Annotated in this window: 8 protein-coding genes; 1 reads left to right on the forward strand and 7 read right to left on the reverse strand. The window is 34.0% G+C overall.

What is annotated here, in order from left to right:
* Positions 1-3: 3 nt before the first annotated feature.
* The 6 genes from ABDW27_RS01705 to ABDW27_RS01730 form a co-directional block, all read right to left on the reverse strand.
* Positions 4-2,403: a TonB-dependent receptor gene (locus tag ABDW27_RS01705; protein WP_343694325.1), complete on the reverse strand. Its 2,400-nt coding sequence runs from the start codon at positions 2,401-2,403 to the stop codon at positions 4-6.
* A 303-nt stretch (positions 2,404-2,706) separates the two neighbouring features.
* Positions 2,707-4,527 carry an alkaline phosphatase gene (locus tag ABDW27_RS01710; RefSeq protein WP_343694326.1) on the reverse strand — a complete coding sequence of 607 codons (1,821 nt, stop codon included), beginning with the start codon at positions 4,525-4,527 and terminating at the stop codon, positions 2,707-2,709.
* A gap of 408 nt (positions 4,528-4,935) precedes the next feature.
* Positions 4,936-6,471, reverse strand: coding sequence for a RagB/SusD family nutrient uptake outer membrane protein (locus ABDW27_RS01715; RefSeq protein ID WP_343694327.1), 1,536 nt, complete (start codon positions 6,469-6,471; stop codon positions 4,936-4,938).
* An 18-nt stretch (positions 6,472-6,489) separates the two neighbouring features.
* Entirely contained in the window at positions 6,490-9,873 is a 3,384-nt protein-coding gene (locus tag ABDW27_RS01720; RefSeq protein WP_343694328.1) for a SusC/RagA family TonB-linked outer membrane protein, read from the reverse strand.
* A gap of 176 nt (positions 9,874-10,049) precedes the next feature.
* A complete protein-coding gene (locus ABDW27_RS01725; RefSeq protein WP_343694329.1) occupies positions 10,050-10,970 on the reverse strand; it encodes a FecR domain-containing protein in 921 nt (306 codons plus the stop codon).
* 115 nt (positions 10,971-11,085) lie between these two features.
* Positions 11,086-11,643 carry an RNA polymerase sigma-70 factor gene (locus tag ABDW27_RS01730; protein WP_343694330.1) on the reverse strand — a complete coding sequence of 186 codons (558 nt, stop codon included), beginning with the start codon at positions 11,641-11,643 and terminating at the stop codon, positions 11,086-11,088.
* A gap of 310 nt (positions 11,644-11,953) precedes the next feature.
* On the opposite strand from ABDW27_RS01730, the gene ABDW27_RS01735 reads away from it, so the two are divergent.
* Entirely contained in the window at positions 11,954-12,313 is a 360-nt protein-coding gene (locus tag ABDW27_RS01735) for a hypothetical protein (RefSeq protein WP_343694331.1), read from the forward strand.
* A 226-nt stretch (positions 12,314-12,539) separates the two neighbouring features.
* On the opposite strand, the gene ABDW27_RS01740 is transcribed toward ABDW27_RS01735, so the two are convergent.
* Positions 12,540-13,892 (reverse strand): glycosyltransferase, encoded by a 1,353-nt coding sequence (locus ABDW27_RS01740; RefSeq protein ID WP_343694332.1) that lies wholly within the window; start codon positions 13,890-13,892, stop codon positions 12,540-12,542.
* Positions 13,893-13,907: the final 15 nt, after the last annotated feature.

Consider the following 13,907-nt stretch of genomic DNA (forward strand, 5'->3'; position numbering starts at 1 on the left):
AACTTAGAATTTATATGCAACACTTCCCATAAAAGTACGTGGAGCCTGAACGTTTATTGTTGTATAACCGTTGAAATACAATTCGTTTGTTAAGTTATTTGCTTTTAATGAAATTCTGTATTTCGGCTGATCGTAGTATAAAGCCGCATTTACCACAGAATAAGATGGTAATTCGAAAGTTTCTCCCGGTCCTGCATTGTAAATATAAGTAGCATCTCCGTAATTACCTCCAAAACCTAAACCTAAACCTTTCAATTTTGTTGTTTGAAGGTTATAGCTGAACCAATAGTTAATTAAATTTTCAGGTCCTGCAGTTACAGGTCGTGATCCGTTTAAATCAGAATCATTTTTAGCATAACCTACTAATAAATTTAATCCCGGGATTGGGTTTGCTGTAACTTCTAATTCAAAACCTCTGCTAAATTGAGTACCATTTTGTATGCTTGCATTTGGGAAATTTGGATCAGCAGTTACGATATCTTTTACTTTGATGTTATAGTAACTCACTGTAGCACTCAATTTGTTTTGGAAAGCATTCGCTTTAATACCAAATTCATACTGATTTGCTCTTTCTGGATCAAATTGTTTCAATTCAAGGTTACCTCCAACATTTGCACTTGCATATCCTACGTTTTTAAAACTGTTTTGGTAGTTACCAAATACAGATAACTGATCTTTTAAGATTTGAAAAACTGCACCAAATTTTGGAGAAAATGCATTTTGAGAAAATTTACCAGCCTGAGCATTTGAAGCAGGATCAAATGATCCTTGATTTTCAAAATGATCAAAACGTACCCCTGCTGAAAGAATTAATCTTTCTGTAACATTAAGTGCATCAGAAACATAAGCGCTGTAAGTTGATACAGAACTTGTACTAGTGTATGGATTATTACCATTTCCGGCAAGTGCATCCTTTACATTGGTTGGATTAAAATCATAATAATTTGCAGCCGTTCCAGTGTAATTTACTACATCATAGGCAGCATAATTTAGCATGTTTTTGAATACTAAGTTATTTGTACCATAATAGATATCACCACCAATTAATAAACGGTTTCTCATAGATCCTATGTTGAAATCACCATTGAAGTTCTGCTGGAATTCGATAGCATTATCTCTACCGTTTGCATCCCATGCATTTCTTGATAATTGTTGGTTTGGTAAAAGGTAAAACCATGTTTGTAAACCCGTAGCTTTATTAGAACCACTGCTAAATACAGTTTGAGAAGTCCATTGTTCAGACATTTGGTATAAAGCCTGTGCAAAAACATTTAATGTTTTAGTATTCATAATGAATTCATCTCCTAAAAATGATCTTTTGAAGTTGATATCAAGATCCTTAGCATTATTAACTCCTAACTGGGCAATTGAAACTCCGTAAGGAAGATAAATTAAAGGCATACCAGAGTTGTCCTGATTTCCAATTTCGGCATCAATAGAAATAGTAAGTTTATCGTTTACTTTATAAGAGAAAGACGGTGCTAAGAAAAAGCTTTTTGAAGAACCGAAATCCTGAAAAGTATTTGCGTTACCAAAAGCAGCATTTAGTCTAAATAAAGCTGTATTGTCATCGTTAACTGCCGTATTAACGTCAGCAGTTAAACGGTTAAAACCATAACTTCCGTTTTGATATGAAATTTCTCCACCAAAAGTTTCATAAGGTTTTTTAGTCACACGGTTGATTAATCCTCCGTATGAAGAAACCACATTACCAAAAAGTGTAGCGGATGGCCCTTTTATAACCTCAATTCTTTCAAGGTTTACAGCATCAGTATTACTGTTTACTTTTCCTGCAAGACCATTTCTTACCAAACTTTGAGTTGTAAATCCACGTAGAGAATACCAGGAAGCTCCATCACCCGCACGGTTTGTAGCTGCCCAAAGTTGATATAAACCCGGAACGTTTTTCAACGCTTCATCCTGATTTGTAACTAGCTGGTCTTTAATTAATTCTTTAGTTACCACATTATATACCTGAGAATTTTCAAGGTTTTTAATTGACATTCTAGATACATACTGGCTTTCTGCCTTAGTATACTTATTAGCGTTTCCTTTAACAAATACTTCTGTAAGCGCTTCAGAGGTAGTAATTAATGTAAAATTTTCTACCAGATCCTGTCCGGCAGTAACTGTAATATATTTTTCTTTAGGTGAAAATCCTACTACCGATGTTCTTAATGTATAATTACCCGGTTTAATGTTTTTAATCTCATAATTTCCCTGAGCATCTGTAAGAGTTCCAACTTTTGTTCCTTTCAGCGTTACAGAAATATTATCTGCTGCTTCATCATTAGACAAAGTAATAGTTCCTTTTATAGTACCTGTTGTTTGTGCAAATGAAGCTGCAGCCGTAAGCAGCATAAAACAGCAGCTTAAAAACGGTAATAGTATTTTTACTTTCATGTTATTTAGAATTAGTTTTAATAACGCAAATGTATGTGTTGTGTTAAATTAAACCAAATTATTTTTATTTATTCTACATAATAATACTGTTTTGGCTTTTTATCTCAATATTTTCATTTTTTTTAGTAAAAAAAAGCAGGATTCTTTTTTTTTACTATACTATTCATAATTTACATTCATTCATTTGGCTCTCTGTTTCCCATCTTTTTTAATCAAATAGAAAAAAAATTCAATTGAAAAGTGAATTCATAAAAAAAAGCCTCTACAATATTGTAGAGGCCATTTATAAAAATGATGCAAATTCTATTTAGAAATCGCTTCCAGAATTTTTTTATAAATTTCAGTATTTTGATAAACTCCTGAAAAGTTTTGTGCCCCTGCTCCATACGCAAAAACCGGAACTGGAACCGCTGTATGATCATTTGTACTGAAACTTCCCTGAACGTATCCTTTTGTAATACTTCCGTCAATTAATGAAAGTCCGCCCGTTTCGTGATCGGCTGTTACAATCAAAAGGGTTTCCGGATTATTATCCACAAATTCCATTGCCTGCCCCACTAATTTGTCAAAATCAAGCATTTCTCGCACTACGTATTCTACATTATTACTATGTCCGCCGTAATCGATTTGTGCTCCTTCGGCCATAATAAAAAACGGATTTTTAGATTTTGAAAAAGTGTTAACCGTTTTTATAAAAGATTTGGTTAGAAAATCTCCTCTTCCATTTTTCATAGAAACTACCGCAGCATCATCTAAAACTACAAATCTGTTGTTTTTAATAGTATCCAAAGAGCTAAATTTATCTGCAAACGTATATCCTTTTTCAACTAATGCTTGAGATAAATCTTTTCCATCTTTTCTGGCATTAAATTCTTTAGTTCCACCTCCTATTAAAATATCCGACAGATTGCTTAAAAAATCATTGGCAATAGGTTCACTTAAACTTCTTTCCAGTTGATGTGCATAAAAAGCGGCCGGAGTGGCATCTGTAATATTTCCTGCAGAAATAATAGCCGTTTTGTAATTTTTCTTAGCTAATTGCTGTGTGATTAATTCCAGAGGTTTTCCGTTTTCGTCAACACTTATAAACCGGTTATTGGTTTTATGTCCCGTTGCCATTGCTGTTGCACCGGCTGCCGAATCTGTAATATAACTGTCAGATGCTTTGGTTATAGATAATCCCTGAGTTGGAATGTTGAAAAGACTTAACTGCCCTTTATTAACCGTATAACCCGAATAAATCTGTGTTAATCCCATTCCGTCACCAATTAACAGAATAACATTTTTGGGTTTCTTTTTGGCGAAAGCCGAAACATTTTTAGGAACATACGCCTGATGAAATTCTGTGTTTTGATAGAATGTTGATTTGATATTTTTGATAAAATGCGTCAATTCCGAAACGTTATCTGTTCCTATAAAATCAACTTTTAAATTCATCAACGTCATCCATGTATTTACATTATCCTGCGTTGCCCAAAATCGTATTTTTTTGTTTTGATTGTGAACTTTTTTAATAATAGACTGGATTTTTTCCAGATCGGTTTGAGTTAAAACTCCTTTACCGTTCCAAACCGTAATTTCTTTTAAATCTTCGCTGATCATTTCTACGCGTGCCAATTGCTCTGGTGAATATTCTTCATTCAGTCTTCCGTCAAAATAAATAAACAACGGATAATTTTTCCATTCTGCTGGATTTGGTCTGTTTCCGGAAATGACCACTTTTATATTTTGATTGGATATAATTTGCAGATAGTTTTTTAACTGATCGGCAATTACTTTTAATGTCGAATTTGCTTCTGACTTAATATCGATCATTAAAATCAGCGGTTTATTACTTGGATAAGCTTTACTTCCTAAATTTTTTAATTTTGAAGAAAGCGGTTCCAGATACATATTTTTTAAGGTGTTGTCTGGCGAAATATCTTTAAAATTATGCGCTACAAACAACTCATTATTTACCAGAAAAACATCGGCTTCTATAACACCGGCTTCATTTGAATAAGCTCCATAAAAAGGAAGCGGACTAGCATAATCGTTATGCGAATGGATGTTTGAAGAACTGTATTCCTGTGCCTGCACAAACAGGAAAAACTGAAGGCAAAAAAGGGTAAATATTTTTTTCATAGAAAATGTTTTTTTATTAATGCTGTTTGTTTTTTGCCACAGATTAAAAGGATTAAAATGATTTTTGAATTACTTTGTGTAGAAGGCTTTGCTACGAATTGCACGAATTTTTACGAATTATTTTTAATTCCTGCGAATAAAATTTGTGGAAATTTGTGCAATTCGTGACAAAAAAAATCTTTTTTAATCCTTTAAATCTGTGGCTAAAAAAACAATAATAACCAGTCCTTCAAAAAAAGACTGGTTTTATAATATTTAAACTGCTATTTTTTTACTGCCTGCAGACTCCACAACAAGCCTGCAGCGTAAAAAAACAAACAAACTACATTAATTGTTAATGGTTAATGGTTGATGGTTCACTCATAACTCATAACTCATAATTTATAATTAACAATTAATAATTAATAATTACCATCCTTGGTTTTGAGTTAGAGCACCTTTGCTAACTGCGATTTCATCTGGCGGAATTGGCCATACGTGGTGAATTGCCGGATTAAAATTACGACCCGGATAAATTACAGTTCCGTTATAATGGTGAAGCGGTTTTGCGTAAGTATCTTTTGCATCGCCCCAGCGAACTAAATCAAAATGACGATCTGTCCATTCGCCTGCTAATTCGCAGCGTCTTTCTCTTTTTAAATCAGTTAAAGTAGCTCCTGAAATATCGGTAAGACCAGCACGACGACGAATCATATTAATTTCGGTATCAGCATTTTGACCTTTCATTAATTTAGCTTCTGCCAGCATTAAAATAACATCAGCATAACGTAAAAGCGGAACATTTAAAGCTGTAGAAGGTTTGTCTCCGTTAGCATTTACATAACGAATATCTACTGCTCCCGAATTTGTTTTTGGATAACTAAACGGTTCCATATATTTTTTAAACTGATAACCTGTTCTGTTACTTGAACTTACAATATAATTTCCTTCATTAAAAGTTACTTCCTGTCCAAAATAAACGAATTTGTCTCCTTTTTGAAGTATCGTAGCGCTTCTCCTTTTATCTGTTGGATCATAGGTGTCAAACAATTCTTTTGTTGGATAAAAATTTCCCCAGCCGTTGTAAGCTCCCCAGCCTTTATCTTCTAAACAAACTCCCGGAAAAATAGAACCCAAACCTGTATTTTCAGCACTTGAAGTAACAGACCAGATATATTCTGATGACCAGTTGTTTTTAATTTTAAAAACATCCTCAAAATTGTCAAGCAATTTGTGTTTTCCGCTGGCTACAATCATATTAGCATATTTAATGGCATTGTCCCAGTCTTTTGCATACAAATACGTACGTACTAAATAAGCCCAGGCAGCCGTTTTATGTGCACGTCCGTAATTATCTGGTGTCATTTCATTAAAATAAGGCAGTAAATCAGCAGCTTTAATTAAATCGGCGGCGATGTACGCATAATTTTCGGCAACATTTTTAGCACGCGGTACGTAAACATTTGTGAAGTTTGCTCTGTCCTGAATTGGAATTCCTGCACGATCATCTCCATAACGATAAGCTAATTCTAAGTGCATTACAGCGTGGTTAAAATAGGCTTCTCCCAACATTCCGTTTCTTGTTTTTTCGTCTAAAGGAATATTCGGAATATTGCGAATTACATCGTTGCAACGTTTCATAATTTCATAATGTATTCTCCAGATATCTTTTGTATCCGATTCTGACCCGTCGACAATAAAATTTTTGATACGTTCTGCATTTTGTCTTGGTTTTGTTCCGATGTCATCGCTGGCATTATTTAACCAAAAGAAACCACGTCCGTACATATTATCATCAGAATACAAAGCATAAATGGCATTTACTCCCGCCTGTGCATCTGCCGGAGTTTTCCAGAAATTTCCGCTTGACGGTGCTCCCTGCGGAATAACGTCAAGTTCACTTTCGCAAGCCGAAGTGCTTATTAAAAGCACAAAACTCAATACTAAAAAGCTTATTTTTTTCATTTTGTTAGTTTTATTTTTTTAAAATGTTGCGTTTACACCCGTCATATAAATACGGGAAAGTGGATATTTACCTAAATCCATTCCGAAGTTTTTAAGACCAACTTCCGGATCCATTCCTGAGTATTTGGTGATGGTAAACAAGTTTTGTCCAGAAACAAAGAATCTTAATTTTGCTTTTCCGTTTAACCAGTTTTCTTTAACTATATAGCCTAGAGAAAGGTTTTTTAATCTTAAGAAAGAAGCGTCTTCAACATAAAAGTCTGAGATTCTTCCGAAATTATTATTGTTGTCTGTTGATGACAATACCGGAATATCGGTATCTCTGTTTGTTGGCGACCATGCATTTTTAGATTCTGCCAATAAATTATATCCTGGGAAAGAAGCATTTAAACCTGTGTGTTTAACGGCATTGAAAACACTATTTCCTGCTGCTCCGTTAAAAAAGATATTCATATCAAAACCTTTCCATTTGAAGTTGGCGTTTAAGCTGTAAGTTGTTTTTGGAAAAGGACTTCCTAATACTACTCTGTCGCTGTTGTTGATTACACCGTCTCCGTTTTCATCTCTAAATTTAAAATCTCCGGCAACAGCATTTGGCTGATATGCTACTCCATTTGAGTTTACATAGGCTTTTGCTTCTTCATTACTTTGAAATAAACCGTCTGTTCTGTATCCGTAGAAAGCACCAACCGGACTTCCAACCTGATAAATATTCGCTAAAGGCAAACTACGAACTCTGCTAAGGTTTAATGGTTCTAATGAAGTTAAATCATCTTTAATAGAAACAATTTTGTTGCTCAAAAATCCTGCGTTTGCTGTTACATCAAACTTAAATTCGCCACGAGTTTTTTGGTATGTTAAACTTACTTCGATCCCTTTATTTTCAACATCTCCAGAGTTTACAATTCGGCCAAGAGGCGTTCCTGAAACTCCCGGTAACTGGTCACGAACTAACATGTCTTTGTTTGTTTTTACATAAGCATCAACAGAACCTAACAAAGTATTGTTGAACATGGCAAAATCTAAACCTATGTTAGTCTGCTCAGAACTTTCCCATTTTAAATTTGGATTTGATAATTCGCTTTCGGCATAACCGTAATTGATTACCGGAGTAGCACCAATTAAAGCCTGAGTCTGAGTAAGAGGCACACTAAACTGATATGGTCCAAGATTTCCTAAGTTTCCTATTTGTCCCCAGCTTGCACGAAGTTTTAAAGTGCTTACAATCGGGTTGATGCTTTTCATGAATTCTTCTTCAGAAATTAACCATCCTGCCGAAACTGATGGATAGACTTTCCAACGATTATTTTGTAAAAGTTTTGATGTTCCGTCGCGACGTACAATTCCTGATAATAAATATTTCTGATTGAAATCGTAATTTAACCTTCCAACATAAGATGAAATAATCTCATCAGATAAACCTGCTCCAGTCTGCTGAATTAATTTTGCATTTAATAAATAACGCTGAGACGGATCTTCGTTGTCAAAACCAGTTCCTTCAATGGTATAATAATCTCTTTTCGTTTCCTGATACGTATATCCGGCTAAAGCTTTGAAATTGTGTTTTCCGAATGACTTTTCGTAAGAAACTGTCTGTTCACTCAATAAATCAGTAATGGTCATCGACTTTTTAGTCAAACGGTTAAAGTCGAATATTTTTCCCGGTTCTGTAATTTTTACTGTAAAATCAGTTGCATTATCCTGAATTCTTGTGTAACCCCAGTTTGATTTAACTTTTAAACCCGGAACAATTTCCCATTCTGCATAAGGATTAATTAAAACGGTCGAAATTGGGTTTCTGTTGTCTAATCTTTTTAAATACGCAACCGGATTAATTACGTCTCCATAAGAACCGATGTATTTTTCAGGAACTCCTCCAAATTGTCCCGAACCATCTTCTCTGTAAATTGTAGCATTTGGCGGATAGAAAATCGCTCCTAAAATGGCTCCTGTATACGCACTTGCTGTATTAGCAGTCTGCCCGTCTGTTAAAGAATATGATAAGTTTTCTCCAATTGTAAAATTATCTGCCAGTTTAAAAGAAGAATTGGCTCTTACCGTATAACGGTTGCTGAAAGTGTTTAACAAAATTCCTTCGTTTCTTCTATAACTTCCTGAAAGAAAGAAATTTGATTTTTCTGTTTTTCCGTTGATAGAAAGGGATAAATCCTGAATTTCTCCTGTACGGAAAATTTCGTCCATCCAGTTTGTTTTTGTTGTTCGGGCTGTTGGTTCAAATGCCGTATCAAAAGCCGGAATTCTTGGTAAACCTGCATTATCTCTGGCTGTATTCATGGCGTCAGCATATTCAGCAGCGTTTAAAACGTCCAACTTTTTTGCTACATTTTGAAAACCTCCCTGATAATTTACATTTACATTAATTTTATCTGAGATTCCTTTTTTAGAAGTAATTAAAATTACCCCTCCTGAAGCTCTCGCTCCATAAATCGCCGCCGAAGCCGCATCTTTTAAAACACTTATCGAAGCAATGTCATTTGGATTTATGGTATTTAATGAACCACTGTAAATAATTCCGTCTAAAACAATTAAAGGCGTTTCGGCATTTAAAGATCCAATTCCACGAATATTGATTGTTGGTGAAGCTGTTGGGTCTCCTCCATCATTAATAACCGTAACACCTGCAACCGTTCCCTGCAATAATTCGCCGGCATTGTTATAGGTTCTGCTTGAAGTTTCTTTCATAGAAACAGAACCTACAGCTCCTAAAACTTCATTCTTTTTTACGCTTCCATACCCCATAACTACCACTTCCTGAAGCTGTTTCATATCGGCAGCTAATTTTACAGTAATGTTTCCTGATTGGGTTACTTTTACTTCTTGCGTTGCGTAACCTACGTATGAAAAAACAAGAACAGCTTCTGAAGCATTGATTTCCATTTTAAAAGTTCCGTCGAAATCTGTTGCTGTAGTGGCGTTTGAATTTTTATCTTTAATTCCAACGCCCGGCAATGGCATATTATCATCACTGCTGTAAACGATTCCGGAAACTATAATTTTATTTTGATCGACTGCAGAAACTTTTAAACTTTTCTTAATCACAACATTATTATTGATGATTTCATATCGTAATAAAAAGTTACCGCATATTTTATCTAATGCCTGCTCTAGCGTAACATTAGTGAGTTTTAAACTAATTTTCTGAGTGGTATTTACCTGATTTGATTCGTACATAAAATGTACATTAGCCTGATTTTCAATTTTCTGAAAAACATTTTTCAGGCTTTCATTTTCAACTTTTAAAGTTACTTTTTTGTCAAAATCAATGTTTTTTGCGTTTATTAAACCGGTAAAAAACAAAGCAATAAACAGGATTGCTTTTGCCCATACAGCTTTTTTAATGCTTTGAAACTTTACGACGTACCGCTTTTGTTTTTCATTCATAGTTTTTAGATTTTAGATTGGCTTTTAATTTTAGATTTTAGAAATCAGATTTTAGATTTTTACTTTGGGTATTTAATTGTAACTCATAACTCATAACTCATAACTCATAACTCATAACTCATAACTCATAACTCATAACTCATAACTCATAACTCATAACTCATAACTCATAACTCTTACTGTATTTTATAAACCCCTTCTTCAATTTTATATTCGGCATTTATAATATTGCACACCAGTCCTATAACCTGATCTGCTGTGAGTTCTTTGAAATAGCCGTTTATTTTTAAAGAGTTTAGATTTTTGTTTTTAATTTCAATTGCGACATTAAAATTTCGGTTTAAAGTTGAAATCACTTCCGGAAGCGGTGTATCTTCAAAAACAATTATATTTTTACGCCACAGCGAAATGGTATTTACAGGAACATCTTTAAAGGCCTGCAGTTTGTTGTTTTTAGATTTAAAAATGACTTTTTGCCCCGGCGTTACATACACATTTTCTTCAGTAACAGTCGATTTCACATTTACTCTTCCGGTTAAAACCGAAACTTCCTGTGTGGTTTGATCCGGATAAGCCTGAACATTAAAGCTGGTTCCCAGAACTTTTGTGTCCATTTTATCAGTGTGAATTATAAATGGATGTTTTTTGTCTTTGGCCACATCAAAAAAAGCTTCTCCGGTAAGGTAAACTTCGCGCGTATCTCCTTTAAATTCTTTTGGATATTTTAAAAAACTGCCGGCATTGAGCCAAATCTGCGTTCCGTCGCTTAAGGTAATTTTTGCGTGTTCGCCTAATTTTACTGTATATTGTTTGGTTTCAATTGCAATTGATTTTTGATAAATGAAAAATGACAATCCCAAGACTAATACTATTGAAGCCGCTGCAGCCCAATATTTAGTTTGAAGAAAAATAACTTTATCTGTTTTTTTAATTTGTCTTAATTCTTTTTTTAGTTTCAGCCGATTTGATTTAATCGTTTCAGTATTCTCAAAAATTTCATCGGTATTGTCATACCATTTATTCCACATTTCTTGTCCTTTTGGAGAATATTTTCCTTCTAAAAAATGTTTTATTTCTTGTTTTAATTTTTCAGGCATTATAATTTCTTTATGTCTTTAATAGTATGTCTTGGGAATTGAAAATTCAGGTAGGCATGAAAGGTTACGCTTTTGTTAAGAAAAAGCATCAGCCTTAATTTTAGAAACTGCATTATCAGTTAAACTCGCCTAAATAGGTACGCATAAATTTCAGTGCATACGTAATGTGATACTTTACTGTTTCGATAGAAACATTTAGTTCATCGGCAATTTCTTTATTGGAGTAATGTTTGATCCGGCTGAGAATAAAAACTTCTTTTGATTTTTTAGGAAGTAATGATGCTGCCTTGTCAACTGCAATCTGGAGTTCTTCGTAATAAATGGAATCTTCTGTTCCATTATAGCTATTTAAAGAAACCGTATTTCTATCTAAAACTTCCTGAATGTACTGATCTGAAATTGTGTGGGATTTAATATAATCCAGCGTTGTATAACGCACAGAGGTGTATATGTAAGCCGCAAAACTTTTTTGGAGTAAAATCTTTTTTCTTCGTTCCCAGATTGAGGTAAAAACTTCCTGCACAATTTCTTCAGAAACGGAAATCGATTTCATTCTTATATATACAAAACGTACAAGCGGATCACGGTATCTGAAATACAATTCATCAAAAGCTTTATCTTTTCCCTGTCTCAATAATTCGACAAGCTGTTCATCAGTGTAACCTTTATACATAATACTTCACCTTATTATTAGTCAAATCAATGAGCGTTGTGAAATCATTTATTTCGTGAAGTATTCTTAGTTTGAAAAATGACATATACTACAATAGTTTGTTTTATAATATGTCTTCAAAATTAGAAATGAGGGTAGGTCGTTTAGGTTACCTTTACATTAATAAAACCATAGGATTATGAAACATTGTATTAACATTTCGTTTTGAAATTCGCCATACGGTTAACATAAGAATTGAAAACTTTTTGGTGGAGATAAAATAATGCCGCTTTTATTGAATCAATTATTATTTCAGTTTTAAATTTGCAAAATGATAATACAAGATTTAGTTGGCGATTATGCCATTTCAGGAAGTAATCAGGATGAAAGCAATCAAATAACTTATAAAGGGATTTTGAGTCTAACTTTAGATTTGAATAACCGAATTATTGCCAAATGGATTATAAATAACTCACAAGTGCAAAAGGGACACGGTTTTTTTAAGGATAATATTTTGGTTATCAATTTTAGCTACAAAGGAGACGATAACAAAACTTATAAAGGAGTTGCCGTTTACAGATGCATTACTAAAGATGTGCTGGATGGTTTTTGGTCTGAAAAACACGGGAATCCGCTTTATTTAGGAACCGAGCATTGTTTGAGAATAGAGAGTTCTGAGCGGTTAAATTAATCGTTTATCATTCCATAGGAATGTTTCGTCGGTAGAAAATTATTACAATTATTGTGGTTTTACGTTCCATAGGAACGTTTGATATACGTGATCGTTAAAATTGACATCAAAATCAAACGTTCCTACGGAACGTAAATGTGACGGAATGATATTCTTTTCTACCGACGAAACATTCCTACGGAATGATAAACTTGGTGTAAAAACAATGGAATTAAAAAATGGTTGGTTATTTTTTCGTAAACCCTTTTCTGGTCATTTCACCCCATCCCTTGGTTCCCATTATTTTTTCTTTGTAACCAATTAAAGCCGAGTAAACGGTTAGCGGATGAAAATAGAAAGGCTCAATAAAAGCGGCTAAAAGCAGTTTGAAAAAATCGGCTTGTTTTGGATATTTATGAAAAGTACGTTCTTCGCTAAACAAAGCAATAACCGAAAAGAAAACGGCAAATGTATACACAAACAACAGCAGTAAAAGAAAGAAATGCCAGTTAAGAAGTCCTATAATCAGAAATACGATTGTAATAACCAGACCTATAAATTCTATTCCGGGAGCCAGAAATTCAAACAAAGTCCAATATGGAATACTCAACATTCCTAATAATTTATACTTTGGATTAAGGAACATTTTTTTATGAAATTTCAGTGTTTCAATTGTTCCTCGCATCCAGCGGCTGCGCTGCTTTTTGAATATTTTAAAATCTTCCGGAGCTTCTGTCCAACATAACGGATCTGGTATATAACGAACTGTATAGGGCAGTTTGTTTTCGAGCATATAACGGCGCATTCTTACCACGAGTTCCATATCTTCTCCAACGGTTTTGGTATCGTAACCGCCCGCCAATAATGCAATTTCTTTATCAAAAGCACCAAAAGCACCGCTGATTAATAACAATCCGTCGAGTCTTCCCCAAGCCATTCTTCCTAACAGAAAAGCTCTTAAATATTCTAATACCTGTATTCTTGGCAGTAATACATCGGGTACATTAATTTCAACCAAACGTCCGTTTTTAATTATACACTGGTTTGCGATTCTAACGACGCCACCCGTCGCAATAATGCGTTCTCCGTGTGATTCAAGAAATGGTTTTGCTAATTTTAGTAATGAATCTTTATCCAGAATGCAATCTACATCGATGCATACCACATAAGGATTTTGCGCAATGTTTAGTCCTGCATTAAGCGCATCTGCTTTACCTCCGTTTTCTTTGTCAACTACAATAAGTTTTTTAAAAGCAGCGTTTTTTGAGGTGTACAATCCTTTAATTTCTTTTGTTTTAATCTGGGCGTGAAAATCAATTTCTGTGAGAACCAGATCATACGTTTTAATTAAAATTTCCATTGAGTTGTCTTTACTTCCGTCGTTTACAACAATTACCTGATAATCGTTATAATTTAATGAAAGTAAAGATTTTACATTTTCTTCAATGGTAAAACCTTCATTGTAAGCGGGTGCGATTAAAGACAGTTTTGGTGCAAATTCGCTTGTTAAGAGTACTTCGTAATCTACAAAACTATTTTTTTTAAGATAACTTCTAAGTTCTTTTACTGATAAATAAGCTAAACCCAAATACGAAGACATAATCAAAATTGCATA

It is taken from the genome of Flavobacterium sp. (assembly GCF_039595935.1).
Lineage (GTDB): Bacteria > Bacteroidota > Bacteroidia > Flavobacteriales > Flavobacteriaceae > Flavobacterium.